The 21168-nt window shown below is 36.2% G+C and carries 18 protein-coding genes and 2 other annotated features; all 18 genes read left to right on the forward strand.

Features of this window, described 5'->3' with window-relative positions; genetic code table 11:
• Positions 1 to 256 precede the first annotated feature (256 nt).
• The 18 genes from polA to BK574_RS22495 all read left to right on the forward strand — a co-directional run bounded on the left by polA (position 257) and on the right by BK574_RS22495 (position 21123).
• Positions 257 to 2932, forward strand: a complete 2676-nt coding sequence (polA, locus tag BK574_RS22415; protein WP_420797003.1) for a DNA polymerase I — start codon at positions 257 to 259, stop codon at positions 2930 to 2932.
• 12 nt (positions 2933 to 2944) lie between these two features.
• The gene (mutM, locus tag BK574_RS22420) at positions 2945 to 3769 is read left to right on the forward strand and encodes a DNA-formamidopyrimidine glycosylase (RefSeq protein WP_075388329.1); all 825 of its coding nucleotides are present in this window, start codon (positions 2945 to 2947) and stop codon (positions 3767 to 3769) included.
• Positions 3770 to 3829: 60 nt separating this feature from the next.
• A complete protein-coding gene (gene ytaF, locus BK574_RS22425; RefSeq protein WP_075388328.1) occupies positions 3830 to 4495 on the forward strand; it encodes a sporulation membrane protein YtaF in 666 nt (221 codons plus the stop codon).
• A 212-nt stretch (positions 4496 to 4707) separates the two neighbouring features.
• A complete protein-coding gene (gene coaE, locus BK574_RS22430; RefSeq protein ID WP_075388327.1) occupies positions 4708 to 5313 on the forward strand; it encodes a dephospho-CoA kinase in 606 nt (201 codons plus the stop codon).
• A gap of 655 nt (positions 5314 to 5968) precedes the next feature.
• Positions 5969 to 6997: a glyceraldehyde-3-phosphate dehydrogenase gene (locus BK574_RS22435; protein WP_075388335.1), complete on the forward strand. Its 1029-nt coding sequence runs from the start codon at positions 5969 to 5971 to the stop codon at positions 6995 to 6997.
• Between the two features lie 496 nt (positions 6998 to 7493).
• Positions 7494 to 7877, forward strand: coding sequence for an adenosylmethionine decarboxylase (speD, locus tag BK574_RS22440; RefSeq protein ID WP_075388326.1), 384 nt, complete (start codon positions 7494 to 7496; stop codon positions 7875 to 7877).
• Positions 7878 to 8069: 192 nt separating this feature from the next.
• Complete coding sequence (gene nrdR, locus BK574_RS22445; RefSeq protein WP_078430149.1) at positions 8070 to 8537, forward strand: transcriptional regulator NrdR; 468 nt, start codon at positions 8070 to 8072, stop codon at positions 8535 to 8537.
• Positions 8538 to 8611: 74 nt separating this feature from the next.
• Positions 8612 to 10066 carry a replication initiation and membrane attachment family protein gene (locus tag BK574_RS22450; RefSeq protein ID WP_078430150.1) on the forward strand — a complete coding sequence of 485 codons (1455 nt, stop codon included), beginning with the start codon at positions 8612 to 8614 and terminating at the stop codon, positions 10064 to 10066.
• Position 10067: 1 nt separating this feature from the next.
• The gene (gene dnaI / locus BK574_RS22455; RefSeq protein WP_075388323.1) at positions 10068 to 11003 is read left to right on the forward strand and encodes a primosomal protein DnaI; all 936 of its coding nucleotides are present in this window, start codon (positions 10068 to 10070) and stop codon (positions 11001 to 11003) included.
• A gap of 77 nt (positions 11004 to 11080) precedes the next feature.
• The gene (mqnC, locus tag BK574_RS22460; RefSeq protein ID WP_078430151.1) at positions 11081 to 12187 is read left to right on the forward strand and encodes a cyclic dehypoxanthinyl futalosine synthase; all 1107 of its coding nucleotides are present in this window, start codon (positions 11081 to 11083) and stop codon (positions 12185 to 12187) included.
• A 157-nt stretch (positions 12188 to 12344) separates the two neighbouring features.
• The gene (locus tag BK574_RS27715; protein WP_158211726.1) at positions 12345 to 12497 is read left to right on the forward strand and encodes a hypothetical protein; all 153 of its coding nucleotides are present in this window, start codon (positions 12345 to 12347) and stop codon (positions 12495 to 12497) included.
• A gap of 331 nt (positions 12498 to 12828) precedes the next feature.
• Positions 12829 to 13695 (forward strand): putative sporulation protein YtxC, encoded by an 867-nt coding sequence (gene ytxC, locus BK574_RS22465; protein ID WP_075388321.1) that lies wholly within the window; start codon positions 12829 to 12831, stop codon positions 13693 to 13695.
• Positions 13696 to 13774: 79 nt separating this feature from the next.
• Positions 13775 to 14028: a binding site (T-box leader), on the forward strand.
• A gap of 140 nt (positions 14029 to 14168) precedes the next feature.
• Entirely contained in the window at positions 14169 to 16109 is a 1941-nt protein-coding gene (thrS, locus tag BK574_RS22470; RefSeq protein WP_078430152.1) for a threonine--tRNA ligase, read from the forward strand.
• A 611-nt stretch (positions 16110 to 16720) separates the two neighbouring features.
• Positions 16721 to 18865: a sensor domain-containing protein gene (locus BK574_RS22475; protein WP_078430153.1), complete on the forward strand. Its 2145-nt coding sequence runs from the start codon at positions 16721 to 16723 to the stop codon at positions 18863 to 18865.
• A gap of 68 nt (positions 18866 to 18933) precedes the next feature.
• Positions 18934 to 19054: a sequence feature (ribosomal protein L20 leader region), on the forward strand.
• Between the two features lie 152 nt (positions 19055 to 19206).
• Positions 19207 to 19710, forward strand: coding sequence for a translation initiation factor IF-3 (gene infC, locus BK574_RS22480; RefSeq protein ID WP_078430154.1), 504 nt, complete (start codon positions 19207 to 19209; stop codon positions 19708 to 19710).
• A gap of 39 nt (positions 19711 to 19749) precedes the next feature.
• A complete protein-coding gene (gene rpmI, locus BK574_RS22485) occupies positions 19750 to 19950 on the forward strand; it encodes a 50S ribosomal protein L35 (protein WP_034627113.1) in 201 nt (66 codons plus the stop codon).
• A gap of 34 nt (positions 19951 to 19984) precedes the next feature.
• Positions 19985 to 20344: a 50S ribosomal protein L20 gene (gene rplT, locus BK574_RS22490; protein ID WP_075388318.1), complete on the forward strand. Its 360-nt coding sequence runs from the start codon at positions 19985 to 19987 to the stop codon at positions 20342 to 20344.
• 521 nt (positions 20345 to 20865) lie between these two features.
• On the forward strand, positions 20866 to 21123 hold the full coding sequence (locus tag BK574_RS22495; RefSeq protein ID WP_078430155.1) for a DUF1294 domain-containing protein: 258 nt from the start codon (positions 20866 to 20868) through the stop codon (positions 21121 to 21123).
• The last annotated feature ends 45 nt before the right edge of the window (positions 21124 to 21168 follow it).

The following is a 21168-nucleotide window of genomic DNA, read 5'->3' on the forward strand; positions in this document are numbered from 1 at the left end:
CAAGAGATACTTTGCTACGGCAGAGTGTCTTTTTTTATCCTGGTTAAGTTATTAAGGTAAGACCGTCACCTCTTAGTGTAGCGAAGGTAGGGAGGTCTAATCAGGTGGAGTCGAAATTCCAACTAATTCCCCAAAGTTCCAGCTTACTGGAACGAGTTCGCTTTTCACAGCTTATATCTGGTTATTATGATGAGATTTTTGAAACAACCGTCCGAAGTTTTCTAATCAAGGAATGGTTATGATAAAATATATGAAAATAAAGGTTATTCTAATTAGCTTACAATTTGAGAGGAGAGCTCTTGTGAATAAATTAGTTTTAGTTGATGGTAATAGTATTGCGTACCGTGCTTTTTTTGCACTGCCTTTGTTAAACAACGATAAAGGAGTGTATACGAACGCGGTTTATGGTTTCACGATGATGCTACTTAAAATTATTGAAGAAGAAAATCCAACGCATATGGTCGTAGCTTTTGATGCAGGAAAAACAACATTCCGCCATGAAACATATGGCGAGTATAAAAGCGGACGTCAAAAAACACCTGGTGAATTGTCTGAACAATTTCCGCTTATTCGTGAAGTTTTAGATGCTTTTCAAATTTCTAGGTACGAGATTGAAAATTATGAAGCGGATGATATTATTGGAACACTTGCGAAACAAGCAGAGGATGAGGATTGGACAGTTAGTGTTTATTCAGGTGATAAAGACTTATTGCAATTAGTTTCACCGAAAGTAAAAGTTACTCTGTCAAGAAAAGGAATTACAAATGTTGATACATATGATGAGCAAGCCATTAATGAAAAATACGGAATTTCTCCAGAGCAAATTATTGATATGAAAGGTCTAATGGGGGACAGTTCAGATAATATCCCTGGAGTACCTGGAATTGGTGAAAAAACGGCGCTAAAACTATTAAAAGAATATGGTTCAGTTGAAAATGTACTTGACTCAATTGATAAGATTTCAGGGAAGAAAATGAAAGAACGGTTAGAAGAGAATAAAGGTCAAGCGTTAATGAGTAAAAAGTTAGCAACGATTTTTAGAGAAGTACCTGTAGATCAAAGCTTAACTTCTTTTACGTTTCAAGATTATGATAAAGAAAAAGTAGTTGCTCTTTTTAAAGAACTTGAATTTAATACGTTATTAAATAAACTGGGTGTCGGTGAATTAGAAGAAAGCCAAATGGAAGATCAAGACATACATTATGAAGTTGTTGAAAGTATTACAGAAAGTATGTTACAAAGTCCTTCAGCCGTAATTGTAGAAGTGATCGATGAAAATTATCATCAAGCTGACGTACTTGGATTTGCAGTTGTAAATAAAAATGGAAAATACTATATCCCAACGGAGGTTGCAATTGGTTCTGACCTATTTGTGAACTGGGCCAAAGATGCAACAAAGAAAAAGTGGTTAGCGGATGCCAAGCGAGCAGTTGTTGCCTTAGGATGGAAAGATATTGAGTTGAATGGCGTAGAATTTGATATTCTGCTCGCTTCTTACTTACTAAACCCATCAAGTTCTTCTTATGAGTTAGCCGATGTTACAAAAGAACGAGGCAAACAACTTGTTGAATATGACGAAATTGTTTATGGCAAAGGGGCAAAAAGGAAAGTACCTGAAGAGGAAGTACTGCAGAAGCACCTCATGAAAAAAGCGAATGTCGTATATACATTAAAAGAAGATTTAGAAAATGAATTGAAAAAGAATGAGCAGTTTGAGTTGTTTAACGAACTTGAGATGCCGTTAGCTGTAGTGCTAGGGAAAATGGAGATTACAGGTGTTCAAGTGGATGAACAACAATTAAAGCAAATGGGGAAAGAGTTAGGTGAGCAGCTAGCCTCCTTAGAAAAAGAAATCCACGAATTAGCAGGAGTTACTTTTAATATTAACTCTCCCAAACAATTAGGCGAAATCTTATTCGAAAAGTTAAACTTGCCACCAGTTAAGAAAACCAAAACGGGGTATTCGACCTCGGCCGATGTTCTAGAAAAGCTACAAGATCAACATGAAATTATTGGTAAAATTTTACATTATCGACAACTCGGAAAATTAAATTCAACCTATATTGAAGGATTACTAAAAGTCGTTCATCACGATACAAGCAAAATTCATACGATTTTTAATCAAGCTTTAACACAAACTGGTCGGTTAAGTTCAACAGAACCTAATTTGCAAAACATCCCGATCCGATTAGAAGAAGGAAGAAAAATTCGGAAGGCCTTTGTAACTTCAGAGAAAGACTGGGTCATTTTTGCAGCCGATTATTCACAAATTGAGTTAAGAGTACTCGCCCATATTGCTCAAGATCAAGGATTGATAACAGCCTTTAAAGAAGATATGGACATTCATACAAAAACAGCGATGGATGTTTTTCACGTAAATCAAGATGAAGTGACGGCCAATATGAGACGTAGTGCAAAAGCAGTTAACTTCGGAATCGTTTATGGAATTAGTGATTATGGACTTTCCCAAAACCTTGGGATTACAAGAAAAGAGGCAGCTCAATTTATCGAGCGCTACTTTGAAAGTTTTCCAGGCGTAAAAGAATACATGGATCGAATTATTGATAAAGCAAGAGAAACAGGTTTCGTAACGACATTGTTACATCGTCGTAGATATTTACCTGAAATTACGAGTCGAAACTTTAATCTGCGTAGTTTTGCTGAGCGAACAGCCATGAATACACCAATTCAAGGAACGGCAGCAGATATTATAAAAAAAGCGATGGTACAACTAGCAATACAATTAGAAGAAGCAAAACTAAACACCCGCCTACTTCTTCAAGTACATGATGAATTAATATTAGAAGTACCTAAAGATGAATTAGAAGTGGTTGAAAAAATGGTGACAGATGTCATGGAAAAAGCAGTTGAATTAGATGTCCCATTAAAAGTTGATTCTTCATACGGCGACAGTTGGTACGATGCAAAGTAAGGAGCTAGAAAGATGCCAGAATTACCTGAAGTCGAAACGGTAAAACGAACGTTAGAACGTCTCGTCATTGGAAAGACGATAATTGATATAGACATTCTGTGGCCTAAAATGATTAAAAAACCAGATGATGCTGACCATTTTAAAGCACTCATTCGAAATCAAACGATTCGTTCGATGGGGAGACGGGGGAAGTTTTTAAAATTTCTTTTAGATGACTATGTTCTGGTCTCCCATTTAAGGATGGAAGGTAGATACGGAATGTTTGATAAAAATGAAGAGCGAAACAAACATGTTCATGTTATTTTTTACTTCTCAGACGGAACTGAACTACGTTATCAAGATGTTCGCAAATTCGGGACGATGCATTTATTTGTAAAAGGAGAGGAAGAGCGGTCATTGCCGTTGAAGGATCTTGGATTTGAACCTTTCTCAGATGAATTTACAATTGAGCATTTAAAAGTAGGGTTAGCAAATACGAATAGAAAAGTAAAAACAGCTTTATTAGATCAAAAGATTGTGGTTGGTTTAGGAAACATTTATGTCGATGAAGCACTATTTCGTGCTCAGATTCATCCTGAGAGGCTGGCAAAGGAGATAAGGGAAGAAGAATTACCTCTACTTCATGAAAAAATTATAGACACCTTAGGTCAAGCCATTGAACAAGGAGGAAGTTCGATAAAATCCTATGTGAATGGCCAAGGGGAAATGGGGATGTTTCAACAGTTTCTTTTTGTTTATGGTCGAAAGGGAGATCCGTGTCGGCAATGTGGAACAGCGATTGAAAAAACGGTAGTCGGCGGACGTGGAACACACTTCTGTCCGAATTGCCAAAAATAAAGTACATTGGATAGGCTCCTGCCATATACTATCGTATCAGTCATGGAAGGAGCTTTTTACATGGTAGAAATCTTCTCATTACTTCTATTAGCTTTAGCTGTTAGTTTAGATAGTTTTGGTGTGGGTCTAACATATGGACTTCGGAAGATGAAGTTACCGTTTAAGTCCTTATTGTTTATTGCATTTTGTTCAGCAGCTTCCATTCTCATAGCCATGACATTTGGTAATTTAATTCAACGATACTTATCCCCTCAATTTGCAGAATCTCTAGGAGGGATCATTCTAATCTTTATAGGGGCTTGGGCACTTTATCAAGTGTTTCGTCCAGCAAGGCATGGCACCGATGAAGATGAGCGAAATCAAGAGCAGAAGAAAATCGACGATAAAGTCCTTATTAATTTAGAAATTAAAATGTTTGGCCTAGTCATTCGAATATTACGTAAGCCAATGGAGGCTGATATTGATAGATCTGGAACGATTACAGGAAGAGAAGCCATTCTTTTAGGGGTAGCATTATCACTTGATGCATTTGGTGCAGGGATTGGGGCAGCTTTAATCGGATTTTCACCTTGGTTGATGGCACTTACTGTTGCAGTGATGAGTGCATCTTTTGTTACGTTTGGAATGAAAAGCGGTTATCGTTACTCTGATACGTATTTTATGAAAAAATTCTCCTTTATTCCAGGGTTGTTACTGATTATACTAGGTGTATGGAGCTTAATTTAGAGGAAGTTCAAAAAGTCCGGGAAAAATAGCGAAAGAATCTCGTCGTTGGCTTGCTTCTGCGGTACTCACGTATTAAAAGCATACGCTGTGTTCCTCGAAGCTGCGCCGCCTCGATCTTCTTGGCTCTTTTTGTCCTCCTTTTTGAACAAGTTTTTTAGAGGAAGTTCAAAAAGTCTAGGGAAGCACTAAATGATGATTAAAGGGGATAGAAGATGATTATAGGGTTAACGGGTGGGATTTCCAGTGGAAAAAGTACCGTATCAAATTTAATCTCTACTATAGGGATCCCAATTATTGATGCAGATGTTATTGCAAGGGAAGTTGTGGAACCTGGTGAAAGTGCATATGAACAAATCGTTGCTCATTTTGGAAGTCGCGTGTTACAAGAGGATGGGACGATTGCACGTAAACGATTAGGTGAAATTATTTTTAACGATGAAAATGAGCGAACGGTCCTAAATTCCATTGTTCATCCTGCCATTAGAAAACGAATGTTGGAAACTAAAGATCGATTACTGGCAGATGGTTATTCTGTTGTTGTGTATGACATCCCGTTATTATTTGAAAGTGATTTAAGGCATATGGTCGATAAAATCCTTCTAGTTTATGTAGACGAACATGTTCAATTAGAAAGATTAATGGAGCGAGATCAGTCAACAAAAGAAGAGGCATTAAGCCGGATCAATTCACAAATGCCTTTAAAGGACAAATGTCAATTATCTGATGAAGTAATCAATAATAATGGCTCTCTAGAAGAAACAAAACAACAGTTAATAGATATCTTAACAAAATGGGAAGTAAAATACGATAAGCACTAGGAGGAAATCCTGGTGTTTTTTCTTTTGTGTAGTTTCATTGGACCAAGAGTAATGAATAGTAACATTTACTACATAATAATTCCAGTATAAGGAAGAATATGAGCCTAAAGCAACGTTTACTACATAATAATTCCAGTATAAGGAAGAATATGAGCCTAAAGCAACGTTTACTACATATTAATTCCAATAAAAGGAAGAAAGTGAACCTAAAGCAACGTTTACTACATAATAATTCCAATAACAGGAAAAGTTATTGCCATAAACATTGTTTACCTCACATAAATCCCATTTATAGGTGTGTTCATTTTAGTTGTTACTGGCAGTTTATGCTCCACTTATCCTTCTTTGACCCTCGAAGTTTTGAATTGTCGATATTGCTGCCAGTTGACGTGTAGTAAATTCCTTATATTAGAAACTTCTTTTGGCGTAAAGCGGTTTTACATAGACAAAAAACGCCACGTCCTGTGAACTTCACTGTGATCCACATCACAGTGAGTATAATAAATTTAGTATTTAATTGTCCGAATTGCCTAATTATTATTATTTATTGCCTTTTAATAAAATTATTAGTTCTTATTGCATATTATATGTTATACTAATTCATATCAAAGGACATTTAGTATAGCATATATATATTGGGGAGGAGCTATTTGTGATGAAGGTTAAAGTAGCGATTAATGGATTTGGGAGAATTGGGAGAATGGTGTTCCGAAAAGCAATTCTTGATGATAAATTAGATGTAGTAGCGGTAAATGCAAGTTACCCTGCAGAAACATTAGCTCATTTAGTAAAATATGATAGCATCCATGGAGCATTTCCAGCGCAAGTAGAAGCTGGCGATAACGAACTGATCGTAAACGGAAAGGTTGTTAAGCTTTTACAATCACGCGATCCAAAACAATTACCATGGAAAGAGTTAAACGTAGATATCGTTGTGGAAGCAACAGGTAAATTCAAATCAAAAGAAACAGCAGGATATCACATTGAAGCAGGTGCTAAGAAAGTCGTGATTACAGCACCCGGTAAAGATGAAGATGTAACCGTTGTTATGGGCGTTAATGAAGAAGATTACATTCATGAAAAACACGATGTTATTTCAAATGCTTCGTGTACAACAAACTGTTTAGCACCTGTTGCTAAAGTAATTGATGAAGCTTTTGGGATTGAAACTGGAATGATGACAACAGTTCATTCTTATACAAACGATCAAAAAAACATTGACAATCCACATAAAGATTTACGTAGAGCACGTGCATGCGCTCAATCGATCATACCAACTTCTACGGGTGCAGCAAAAGCAATTGCAAAAGTATTACCTAATCTTAAAGGTAAATTAAATGGTATGGCGTTGCGTGTTCCTACACCTAACGTATCTTTAGTTGACTTTGTTGTTCAAGTGAAGCAAGATGTGACGGTTGAAGAAGTAAATGAAGTATTAAGAAATGCTGCTAATAATGAATTAAAAGGCATATTAGGTTACACAGATGAGCCACTAGTTTCAATTGATTTTAACGGAAACGAAAATTCTTCGATTATTGATGGTCTTTCAACAATGGTATTAGGTGACAGACAATTAAAAGTGTTAGCTTGGTACGATAACGAGTGGGGCTACTCTTGCCGTGTTGTTGATCTTGTAAACCTTGTGGCAAGTAATATTGTAAATGATGCGAAACTTCATGTTTAAAATACTTTAGTTTGCGATAAGAAAGCTGATTTAAGCGAAGAGACACCTTAGATAGTTTGGGGTTGTGATTGGACCTCGCACTATACACGTTCGAGGGTCTAAATAGCTTATATCAGCTTTTTTTGTCTTTTCAGATGGAAGTCATTGATTGTATATTGGTACTACGGTCGGTCAACAATAATGTGAGAACTTCAGTCAATGTTGCTCGATGGAGTGTCAGTTCAGGGGACTTGAGATAATGTTAAAGACCACCCGTTTAGTCGTAAAAACAATGGGTAAAACTCAATTCTAAGCGATAAAATACTTGTTAAATTCTTATTGCAAATCAAAAATAAAACAAGTATACTAATTCACGTGAACTTCACTTAAGCAAACCAGGAATAGTAAGCTACTCAAAGGGTTAGGACCTCTCTGGACTAACTTTCCCCCGTGGTACTTTAACATTCCTACATGCTTCAGAAGGCATGAAATTTTTTCGAAAAGGGGGATTCAACTTATGGATACTATGGGTCGTCACGTAATTGCGGAATTATGGGGATGTAACGTAGAGAAGTTGAATGATATGGATTTTATTGAGAGAGTTTTCGTTGATGCTGCATTGGAATCGGGGGCTGAAGTACGTGAAGTTGCGTTTCATAAATTTGCCCCACATGGTGTTAGTGGAGTTGTGATTATTTCAGAATCTCATTTAACGATCCACAGCTTTCCTGAACATGGTTACGCAAGTATAGATGTTTACACTTGCGGCGATCGAATTGACCCGAATGTAGCTTCTAATTATATATCTAAAGCATTACAGGCTACAACAAGCGAAATCATTGAAGTGCCTAGAGGAATGGGTCCTATTAAAGTTGAAAAAACAAAAGTTCAAGCATTGTAGTTAATAAAAGAGGTGGTTTCTACCGCCTCTTTTTGATTCGCGTCTGTATAGATCAGAAGTTTAGACATTTTTATTCTTTTGTCTCTCTTATGAACGATTTCTTGTCATTCGTCGAGTTTTTATTTATTATTAAGAGAGTAGAGAATTATTGAATGTACGCCCAAATGCAAGACAAAGTGGAGTTGATACCAAATGCGTTGTCCAGCATGTGAATTTAATGGAACAAAAGTGCTTGATTCTAGACCAAGCCATGAAGGGAAGTCGATCCGGAGAAGAAGAGAGTGTGAAGCTTGTAATTATCGCTTTACAACGTTTGAGACCGTAGAAGAGCACCCGATCATCATTGTAAAAAAAGACGGTACCCGTCAAGAGTTTAGTCGCGAAAAAATATTAAGAGGACTTATTCGTGCATGTGAAAAACGACCAATATCTCTAGAACAACTCAATGAAATTGTTACAAAAGTTGAACGAGAACTACGTGGCAAAGGAATGAGTGAAGTTGAGAGCCGAGATGTCGGGGAATTAGTGATGGAAATTTTAGCGAATGTTGATGATGTTGCCTATGTGCGCTTTGCCTCGGTTTATCGTCAATTTAAAGATATTAATGTTTTTATCGATGAATTAAAAGATCTCATTGATCGAAATACTTCTAAGAAATAAATTGAGCTTTAAGCAATTTGCTGAGAGCTCTTTTTCACTTTTTTATAACATAAAGTTAGGCTAGGTGGTATGGAATGGAATGGCATTGGAAAGAGCTTTTGCCAGTAGACCGTTATATGATTAGAGCGACAGATCAATTAACGATTCAAGATCAAAGAGTACTCATTTTATTATATCAACCACTCATTGGTGCTATAGCGTATAGCTTGTATATGACGTTGTGGAGTGAATTAGAGGATGATGTGTATTGGAGTGAGGAGGCTACGCATCGTCAATTGATGATTAGTATGGACTTACCGTTACATCAACTTTTTCAAGAACGAAAGAAATTAGAAGCGATTGGATTATTAAAAACTTATAAGAAACGAAACGCTGAAACATCCACCTATTTATATGATCTTCAACCTCCAATGTCACCACAGGCATTTTTTACAAATGACGTATTAAGTGTTTATCTATATAATCGATTAGGGAAGACAAAGTATCGCCAAATTAGAGAGCGATTTTTAATTGATAAATTAAACCATGATGAATTCGAAGAAGTTACGTACGCTTTCGATGAAGTATTTACTTCCTTGTCACATTCTGAAATAGCGACTCATCACCAAACTGAGGTGCTTGAAGCTCTTGAAATTGACAATAATAAAGATATTATTCAACGAGGCCAAAATTTTGAGATAGTGTTTGCAGATCATAACTTTGATTTTCAATTGATGGAAGCGGACCTAGCTACATTTATTAATGCTGAAAAATTACTCACAGTTGAGCTTAGAAAGGTAATTGTTCGTCTTGCTTTTGTTTACCGCATTCAGCCTTTGGAAATGAGCCGTTTAATCCAGCAAGCCCTCCTTCATGATGACCAGTTGAATATAGATGAATTAAGAAAACGGGCACAAGAATGGTATAAGATTGAGTATGGTAATGAACCACCGACTTTAGGGTTGAAAACTCACCCAGTTAAACATCGAGAAATGGTCGGAAAAGAACCTCAGACGGAAGAAGAAAAGATGATCGTTTTATATGAAACGACATCACCGTTAGATTTACTAGAAAGTCGATCAGATGGAGCTAAAGTGCCGTTAGCCGATGTAAAAATCATTGAAAGTTTAATCCTTGATTATCAGTTAATGCCAGGCGTTGTAAATGTACTCTTAGATTCTGTACTTATTCGAAATGATATGAAATTAACGAAGTCTTTAATTGACAAAATTGCGGGGCATTGGTCAAGGAAAAATATAAAAACCGTAAAAGAAGCAATGGAGTTAGCGAAATTAGAGTATCAAAAAAATACAGCCTATCAACAAGTGAAAAAAGAAGTTAAACCAAATGAAAAAGGACGAGCGAAAAAATCGTATGTTCGTAAAGATAAGTTACCAAAGTGGTTATTAAAAGAGCAAGATGAAAAGTCATCGGAAGAGAAACCAGTTAAAAGTCAATCTCAAGATCCTAAATTTACTCTGGAGAAAGAAAAATTTGAGAAAATGATGGAACAGTTGAGACAAAAGAAAGCACAAAAGGAGGAAGATTAGAATGAAATCGATTCAAGCCTCCCTGCAGTCAATGATGAACGGGGATAAGTTCATTAAGCAATATGAAATGTTAAAACATGATATCTTAACCGACCCAATCATAAATGAGTTTATGCAATCGCACCCTCATGTTTCACTTGATATGCTGGAAAGAAGCTTACCGAAATTAGATCAATATAGAAAAGAAGTGAATACGTGTAACCATTGTCCAGGTCTTCAGAAATGTACTAATTTAATGACAGGTTATCGCCCGAAATTAGTTGTCGACAAACAGTTTGTCGATATTCGGTTTGACGTATGCGAAATCAAGCAAAAAGAAGATCGTCAGAAAAAACAACAAGCGCTTATAAAAAGTTTATATATCCCGAAAGACATATTAGCCGCCCGATTTGAACACTTCGATCAAGATCATGAAGCACGTTTGGCAGCCAGTGCTGCAGCTTTAGAATTTGCGATGCAAGCCGATCCCGGTAATCGTCCGATGGGATTGTATTTATATGGGAAATTTGGGGTTGGCAAAACGTATATTATGGGTGCCGTTGCAAACGAATTAGCGGACCGTGACATTGAAACGATGCTTGTGTATACTCCTGATTTCTTTAGAGAAATGAAGCAATCGATCGGGGATGGTACATTTAGTGAAAAGCTTGATCGCGTTAAAAATGCTCAAGTGCTAATATTGGATGATATTGGTGCTGAAAGCTTATCAAGCTGGATCCGTGATGATGTATTAGGCGTTATTCTGCAATATCGAATGCTTGAGAATCTACCTACCCTTTTTACGTCTAATTATGACTATGACGAACTCGAAGAACATTTAGCTTATTCGGATCGTGGAGGGCTTGAACAGTTGAAAGCCAAACGAATCATGGAGAGGATTCGGCACTTTACTACGCCAATCTATGTTGATGGTGAAAATCGTCGACGACGGAATTAGTGCTATTTGGAATAGGCATTATTCAATAATCTATGATAGTATAATACTAGTTAATAAAGATGGGGGTTATGAATGAAATGAGCATTGACCACATTCTCGAACGAGCAGTGAACGGTGAACGAATTTCACTTGACGACTGCATTGAACTTTATAAAAGTGATGAAGTAGAAAAAATGGGAGAGGCTGCTAATTTCATTATGAAAAAGTGGCATCCTGACCCAATTACTACATTTGTTATCGGTAGAAACGTTAACTATACAAATTTCTGTGATACGTATTGTCGATTCTGTGCGTTTTATCGTCCACCTGGGCATGCAGAAGGTTATGTTCTTGAAAATGAGGAAGTATTTAAGAAAATTCAGGAAACGGTTGATGTTGGGGGTACGGAAATTTTAATGCAAGGTGGAACGAACCCTGATTTACCTTTTTCGTATTATACTGATTTATTAAAAGAAATCAAAAAACGTTTTGACATTACGATGCATTCGTTTTCACCAGCTGAAATATACAAAATGGCAGAAGTATCAGGACTTTCATTAGAAGAAGTACTCATCCAACTAAAAGAAGCAGGGTTAGATTCTGTACCTGGCGGTGGTGCAGAAATTCTTACAGAAACGACTCGTAAACGAGTGAGTCGTATTAAAGATACTTGGGAAGAATGGATCGAATGTATGAAAACTGTTAAGAAAGTTGGAATGCATGGGACAGCTACGATGGTAATTGGATTAGGTGAAACGATCGAAGAGCGTGCATTGCATTTGCAACGAGTTCGTGATGCGCAAGATGAAGCTGATTGTTTTCTTGCTTTTATCTCTTGGACGTTCCAACCCGATAATACAAATTTAAAAGGTGAAAAAATTTCACCACGAGGATACTTAAAAAATGTAGCGATCTCGCGAATTTTCTTAGATAACATCGCGAATTTCCAATCTTCATGGGTAACGATGGGACCAGAAGTTGGAAAAGAATCGTTATCATACGGTTGTAATGATTTTGGAAGTACGATGATGGAAGAAAACGTCGTTTCAGCAGCAGGTACAACGCATAAAGTAAATACAAATCAAATTTTACAACTAATTCGAGAAGCGGGTAAAGTCCCTGCTCAACGAAATACAAAATATAAGACTTTGCGTGTGTTTGATAATGACGAAACGTCAGCAAAAGACTTTGTTATGCAAAATTAACAATCAGTTGTGACAGTTTACATTATGCTTATCTGATAGGAGGCTCTTGGGAGGACCTCTTATTGGATAAGCTTTTTTGGGGTCATTTTTTTCAAAGAAGTATACTTAATGAGAATTTTACAATAATAATAAAAAGTGAAAGGGGGACTGCGTTTCAGTGGAGATGGTAGGACATCGAACAATTGCTACCTTCGAATGTGATCATTGTTTAATTCATTTAACCGAACATAATGACGACTTGTTTGATAACGAGTCCAAAGAGTTTTATCAATCATTAGCCCAAATGATTGTAGATAGTTATAACAGTTAAGAGAAAATCATCATGTGAAAATATATTTGAAAATACGCTTATTCGATTAACGGTAAGCGTATTTTTTTGTTCTATTTTTCACAGCTTGTCATAGGAATGAATTAGGATGATTTGTCATGCACGAAAAATGACAACCAGAGACGGTACAATAAAGAACTTTCACACAGACGAGTCACACGTTATTTCGTTCTGTTTGTCTGTGTCCATTTATTCGGGCTATTTCTGACGTTTAATGTTTAACCTCTCTTCCTTTAACCTTGTATAAGGTGGGAATTAAGCGTTAGTTAAACGGGATAAATTGTTTATTTCATCGGTTAAGGGGGATTTGCCATTGATTGCTATCCAATTTGAATCTCAGCACGATTGCCAGCAAGTGTATAATCAACTTACCCGGTATATGTCTAAATATACTGAATTAGGTTTACATGTAATGTTAGACATAGATAAGGGTGAAGAAGAGACGACGATATTTATTTATTATGAAGACACAAGTATCGATTTCTATGATTCGTTCCATCCTCTATTAGCTTCTGTTCTTGCTCATCATGTGATCGATACAAAAGAGGAAGATTGGTTACTAGATATCATTGAAAATTTGTTTCACTTTAAAGATCCAGAAGAACAAGAACAGATATTAAGCATTGCTTGTGAAATCATTAACGGAGACCGAGATGATATACCCGCAATTTATTGTTTTTCTGAGCGTGAAAATTACTTATATGAAGCATTTGCAAGCGGGATTGATGCACATACGACGTTCTATTATGAACCATTTTTAACGTTTAGATTAAAAGAGTATGGAGAGATTTTAATAGATTGTGTGGAAATTGCGATTGATGAATACTTATTGGAACAAGAGTACCAGAGTATTGTCGAAAATCTACGTTTCTATTTAAAAACAGCACCTATGCAAATGAAAGAAATTCACCTTGTATATGATGGTCAATTTTCATTTTATAATAGTTTCTTTGAAAAAATAAGTAAGGAAGAAAAAGAATTTTTCCTTGAAGACGCATTAGTATTTGAAGGAGATCTAGACATTGAGGAAATGGTCGTATCACCGCTTGTGAGCATTAACCCAGAAACGGTTCACATTTATACAGATGATGTTGATCAGGGCATTATTTATACGCTGCAAACGATTTTTCAAGAAAGAGCTATCATTTATCCATTAGGAGTTTTTCAAAGAGTAACATAAAAAAGTTAATTTTGAAAACGAGAACTTGATTTTCTTTTCATCAATTCATATAATTACTTACATATCAAACTAAATGATGTGTGATGTAATGATAAGGATACGGGTCTTCGTTTACGGTTTCCAGAGAAGGTAGTAACTGCTGAGAGCTACCTAACACGTAATGTTGACTTACCACCTTTGAACATTAGCAGGGAAATGATAGTATCTGCTAACGGCTCCAGACCGTTATTCTGAAGAATTGAGCTATAATTGCGGCTTTTGATCGTAGGTAATTGTAACGATTGCAATTATGGAAACAAGGGTGGAACCACGAGTATAACACTCGTCCCTTTTTGGGATGGGTGTTTTTTATTTGGATTAGAAAAATTTTACTTATCGCCAAGTCCTTATGGTGAAAGCCTTAGTTTTACTTATACTATCAACCACTAAACATATAGTCTGCTGATAGTACAAAAAAAGATAGGAGTGAGAGTATGTCAGATGTATTGCAAATTACATTTCCAGATGGTGCTGTAAAGGAGTTTCCAGATGGAACGTCGACAGAAGATATTGCAGCATCAATTAGCCCAGGACTTAAGAAAAAATCAATTGCGGGTAAATTTAATGGCGAATTAGTCGATCTACGTACACCCCTTAAGACAGATGGAGTAATTGAAATTGTTACTCAAGACTCAGGAGATGCTTTAGAAATTATGCGACACAGTACCGCGCATTTATTAGCACAAGCCGTTAAGCGACTTTTCGGAGACGTGAAGCTTGGAGTTGGCCCAGTAATTGAAAATGGGTTTTACTACGATATTGACAGTGAAACGCCAATAACAGCTGAAGATCTACCGAAAATTGAAAAAGAAATGAAGAAAATTATCAATGAAAACATCGACATTAACCGTGTTGAAGTTAGTCGCGATGAAGCGGTCGCTCGCTATAAAGAAATTGATGATCAACTTAAACTAGAACTCATTGAAGCCATCCCAGCTGAAGAAAAGGTTACAATCTATGAACAAGGTGAATTTTTTGACCTTTGTCGTGGCGTGCATGTTCCATCTACTGGAAAAATCAAAGAGTTTAAATTATTAAGTATTGCTGGTGCGTATTGGCGTGGAGATAGTAAAAATAAAATGCTTCAACGTATTTACGGAACAGCTTTCTTTAAGAAAGCAGACCTTGATGAGCATTTACGTTTATTAGAGGAAGCGAAAGAACGTGACCATCGTAAGCTAGGAAAAGAACTTAGTTTATTTACGAACTCACAAAAAGTAGGACAAGGTTTACCTCTTTGGCTTCCAAAAGGAGCAACGATTCGTCGTTTAATTGAAAGATACATCGTCGATAAAGAAGTTCGCTTAGGGTATGATCACGTTTATACACCAGTTTTGGGTAGTTCTGAATTATATAAAACATCGGGACACTGGGATCATTATCGCGATAGTATGTTTCCAGTGATGGAAATGGATAATGAAGAACTCGTCCTTCGTCCAATGAACTGCCCTCATCATATGATGGTGTACAAGCATGATATTCATAGCTATCGAAAGTTACCAATTCGTATTGCTGAACTTGGGACGATGCATCGTTATGAAATGAGTGGTGCGGTTACAGGATTACAAAGGGTACGAGGTATGACGTTAAATGATGCTCATATTTTCTGTCGACCAGACCAGATTAAAGATGAGTTCATCCGTGTAGTTCGTCTCATTCAAGAAGTGTATAAAGACTTTGGTTTAAATGATTATTCGTTCCGATTATCATATCGTGATCCTGAAGATAAAGAGAAATACTTTGACGATGATCAAATGTGGAATAAAGCGCAAAGTATGTTAAAAGAAGCGATGGATGATTTAGGTGTGGAATACTTTGAAGCTGAAGGTGAAGCAGCGTTTTACGGGCCGAAGTTGGATGTCCAAGTGCGTACAGCGTTAGGAAAAGATGAAACATTATCGACGGTTCAACTTGACTTCTTATTACCAGAGCGATTTGATTTAACCTATGTAGGGGAAGATGGAAAGCCTCATCGTCCAGTGGTTATCCACCGTGGTGTAGTATCAACAATGGAACGTTTCGTTGCCTTCTTAATTGAAGAATATAAAGGAGCTTTCCCAACGTGGATTGCACCTGTTCAAGTTCAAGTGATTCCAGTCTCTCCTGACGTTCACCTCGACTATGCGAAACGCGTAGCTGAAACGTTACAGGCAGATGGCATTCGAGTAGAGATTGACGAACGGGATGAAAAAATTGGATATAAAATCCGTGAAGCACAAATGCAAAAGATACCTTATATGCTTGTCCTTGGTGATCAAGAAATTGAAGGTGAAGCTGTAAATGTACGAAAATACGGTGAGCAAAAGTCAACATCAATACCGCTTGTAGGTTTCGTAAACCAAATCAAAGAAATTGTAGAACAACGTGGAAAATAACAGGTAAATGAAAAAGACTTACTTACTGTCATACACTTAAAATGGCTAGTAGCGAATATTTCAACTTGGAATAGTTCGCCCTTGCTGTATTAGAGTGAAAGGACTTTAAGTGAGTCTTTTTTTATTAAAAAGTTTATCTTGGTTAAGTTCTTAGGGTAAAGACCCCACCTCTTAGCGTATCGTAGGTGGGAAGTTTTAATCAGGTGGAGTCGAAACTCCATCTGATACCTCGATGTTCCAGCTTGCTGGAACGAGTTCGCTAAGGTATTTAGAAAAAAACGCTAGAGCTAATCACCCTACCAAAATTTTCGTTTTCCTTGAGAAGTACAGTTTCTCAAGTATAGGTGGTAATAGGTAATTAGTATGATCTTAGAAATGTAGACATTCATTGTCAATTTTTATGCAATAATGAAGTTTCCGTAATTACAATAGAATAATACTGTTAAAAACACGTCATATCCATTAAAATAAGTACAGAACTATGAACAGAACTTAGAGAAATAGTTAGAACTATAGTACTACATTAGCTGTAAAGTATTATTGTAAGACAAGCGAATAATTCAAATGGACTGAAAAATTATATCGCGAGATGGATATGAGGGGGATTTGGTGTGAGTAATAAGGACGTAAGAGGGCAAGGTTTACTCACCATTTTTGATGAAGTGAAGCAGAATATGAAGAAATTTGAACTTTGTCAAAATGAAAAGGAAGGCTTACAACAGTTGCAAGACTATATATCAGTGCTTAACAATTCTTCTATCTTGGCTGTTACTGATGGGGAAGGATTTATCGTAGATGTTAACGATACTTTTTGTAAAATCTCACAGTATTCAAGAGAAGAACTAATAGGAAAAAAACATAACGTTTTAAAGTCTGGCTATCATGATAAAGCATTTTATAAAAATTTATGGGAAACGATTATGAGTGGTGTTGTATGGGAAGGTGAAATAAAAAACCGGAGAAAAGATGGGAGTCATTATTGGGTAAAAACTGTAATTTTCCCTTTTATCGATGATAATGGGAAGCCGTATAAATTTATTTCAGCTAGAACAGATATAACAATGGGGAAAGAATACGAACAAGAGCTTCGCGAACAGATGAAAACCGACTTTAAACATATTGTAAGGGAACTTCATAATCTTGTTTTTAAAGTAGAAGAAATAAAGGGGAAATATGTTATTACACTATTTGACGGTCAATTAGCGGAAGTATGGGACCGAAAAAATGACATAATAAACAAAGCTCCAGGAGATGTATTTTCAGCAGAAACTAGTGAAACGATGGTCAATTATATTGCACAAGTTTTTCAAACAGGTGAAAACATATCATTTGAAATTGTTGAACGTAAAAGGTATTTTCATATTACGTTATCCCCAGTCTTAATAAGTGGAAACATTGAATCTGTAGTGGGTTCTGCCAGTGATTTAACGGAATTGAAGCAGTCTGAATTGAAAATTATGCATATGGCTTATCATAATCATATTACAGACCTTCCAAACCGTGTAAGGTTAATTGAAGATTTAAAGCGTGAAATGGAACATGTAAATAAGACCGAAGCCAACTTAGGTATTATCCTAATTGATTTGGACCGCTTTAAACATATTAATGATACTGCAGGTCATTTAGTTGGCGATGTAGTAATTATTGAAGTAGGAAAAAGAATTTCAAAAATTTCCTTATTTGATTTAGTAGGAGAAGTGAAGTTATATCATCTAGGTGGAGATGAATTTGTCTTAATGATCAAAGGATTTCGAGAGATCGATGTAAATAGGGTGATTTCACGACTTTATACAGCATTATCCCAACCATTTGCATATAAAGACGTAGATTTTTATTTGACATTAAGTGTAGGAGTGGGTCTTTATGATCCCTCACAATCGATAGAAGCTGAGGAAGAATTACTGAAACAAGCAGATTTGGCCTTGTTAAAAGCGAAGGATGAAGGACGTAATTCTTGCCAACTCTACACTCCACAAATGAATGAAGATTTGATTAAGAAGATTGAAATTGAAAGTGATATTCGCAAGGCTTTAGAGAGAGAGGAATTTGTATTATACTTCCAACCGCAAATGGATCTCTTTTCTAATCAAATGATTGGGGTCGAAGCGCTTATTCGTTGGCTTCATCCTACTAAAGGGTTAATATCACCTGCAGAATTTATCCCTGTTGCTGAAGAGACGGGCTTGATTATTCCGATTGGTGAGTGGGTTTTGAATAGAGCTTGCAAGCATATAAATGAATGGAAGAGTTTAGGGATCAACAACGTTAAAATGTCGGTGAATATCGCGACAAGTCATTTTAAACGACGTGATTTTTCAGAAAATGTTCTTCAAATTCTAAGTCATGCAAATATTGACGGTGATTTAATCGAGTTAGAAATTAATGAAAGTAGTTTATTGGAAAATACAGCTGAAACAACACTGACACTTGAAAAGTTAAGAAAGCATAATATCCGAATTTCGATAGACGATTTTGGAACAGGTTACTCTTCTTTAGGTTATTTAAAGTCGTTTCCGATTACAACGTTAAAAATAGATCAATCCTTCATTCGAGATTTAATGAGTAATGAAAAAGACCGAGCGATTGTTTCTACGATAATCAATTTAGCGAAAAATTTAAAACTTGAAGTTGTCGCTGAAGGTGTAGAGACAGAAGATGCACTTAACTTCTTAAAAAATGAACAGTGCGATGTCATGCAAGGATATTATTACAGTAAACCATTACCTGCTGAACAATTTATTAATTTTGTTAGCTAATTACTGTAATATGCGTTTGACATACAGGAAAAGCTGTGATAAAGTAGGAAAGTAATTTAATAAAGGACATATAAAAGCAGGAGCGCCCGCTTCTCACCTGATTGACGCCAGTGCTGTTAACAGGTTTACGATTTTTACTTTTAAAAGGATCAGTGTGGGCGTAGTATGCGTTCACACTTTTTTTTATTGAACAGAATGCTGTACATTCAGTCAAGGCTTCAAAGATCATAAGGTATACCAACATAGACATACCTTTAAAAATGAAGTCTTTTGAGAGTTAAGCGCATGAATGCTTTGTCCGTTTTAAAATCACTTGGAGGTGGCTCATTATTAGTAAGGACATGTTGATCAATGAGGCCATTCGCGCCCGTGAAGTACGTCTCATCGGTCCAAATGGCGATCAAATTGGAGTTAAGTCGAAACAAGAAGCTTTAGAAATGGCACAAAAGGCTAATCTTGATTTAGTTATGGTTGCGCCGAACGCAAAACCACCGGTGTGCCGTATCATGGATTTTGGTAAGTTTAAGTATGAGCAGCAGAAGAAAGATAAAGAAGCTCGTAAAAATCAAAAAGTGATTAATATTAAAGAAGTACGTCTCAGTCCAACGATTGAAGATAATGACTTTAATACGAAACTTCGTAATGCGAGAAAGTTCCTTGAAAAAGGTGACAAAGTAAAAGCTGCTATCCGTTTCCGTGGCCGTGCGATTACTCACTCTGAAATTGGCCGTAGAGTTTTAGAACGGTTAGCAACTGAGTGTGAGGACATTGCGATTGTTGAGGCAAAGCCGAAGATGGAAGGCCGAAGCATGTTCTTAGTACTTGCTCCAAAAAGTGAAAAGTAATAGTACGCCAACTAAGAACGATTAAGGGAGGAATTAACAATGCCTAAAATGAAAACTCATAGAGGCGCTGCTAAGCGTTTTAAAAAGACTGGATCAGGTAAGTTGAAGCGTTCACACGCGTTTACAAGCCACTTATTCGGTAACAAGTCACAAAAGCAAAAACGTAAGCTTCGTAAAGCAGGAATGGTTCATTCTGGTGACTTCAAACGTATTAGAGAAATGTTAACATACAAAAAATAATTGCAAAAGCTAAAGAAACAAGGAGGGAACTACAATGCCAAGAGTAAAAGGCGGATATGTAGCTCGTCGTCGTCGTAAAAAGGTATTAAAGTTAGCAAAAGGTTATCACGGTTCCAAACACCGTTTATTTAAATCAGCACAAGTACAGGTAATGAAATCATTCTTATACGCTTACCGTGATCGTCGTCAAAAGAAGCGTGATTTCCGTAAATTATGGATCACACGTATTAACGCGGCTGCTCGTATGAACGGATTATCTTACAGCCGTTTAATGCACGGTTTAAAAGTTGCTGAGATCAATGTTAACCGTAAAATGCTTGCTGACTTAGCGGTAAACGATGAGAAAGCATTTGCAGAATTAGCTGCGAAAGCAAAAGCAAGTTTAAACGCATAATTATAATACACGAACAATAAAAGGGAACTGGTATTTTTACTAGTCCCTTTTTTTCATTTTAGCGGTAAAAAAGTACAATAGATGCGTTCTGGTACGTTGGTATAACGGTAGCTTTTATGATGTATTTGCTAAATATGGGTGTAACTGTAACTGAGTTCAGGCTAGATTATTGCCAATAAAAGGGAACAATTGCATCTAAAGCAAAGTTTAGATTAAATTTTTTCCAACAATAGAAATAAAATGCATCTAAAACAATTTTTAGGTTGAAAAATTACCATAATAAGGTTGCGGTTGCATCTAAAACTCAGTATAGATGATAATTCTCCCAACAATAGGAAGTGACTGCACCTAAAACAGAGTTTAGGTTCCATTATTTCCACTATTACGCTATTTGCTACTATATAAATGAGATTCTAATATTTTTTCAAATAGATGTATTTTATTCTTTTATAATCCTTAAGCTAATCCAGTTTTCTATTTTTTTCATTCTACTTCAAAAAATCGGTTAAAAGGTGAGAACCATGTTGTATATTGTTTCATATTTTATTGTTGTAAGCCTTATCGGATTACTGCTCATGTGGTTGGACAAACGGTGGGCTATTCATAGAAAACAAAGAATTCCAGAACGGACACTTTTATTTTTGGCTTTCATTGGTGGGTCGCTTGGAATATATTTCGGTATGATGCAATTTCGTCATAAAACAAAAAAGCCAAAATTTAGGGTAGGTATACCTGTCATTATACTAGTTCAAGTTGCTTCTATTATTTTCCTAATTTAATAATATTAAAGAATTGAATCCTACCTCGATATATGTTTTCATAGA

Origin of the sequence: Alkalihalobacterium alkalinitrilicum, from assembly GCF_002019605.1 — a bacterium.
GTDB lineage: Bacteria > Bacillota > Bacilli > Bacillales > Bacillaceae_F > Alkalihalobacterium > Alkalihalobacterium alkalinitrilicum.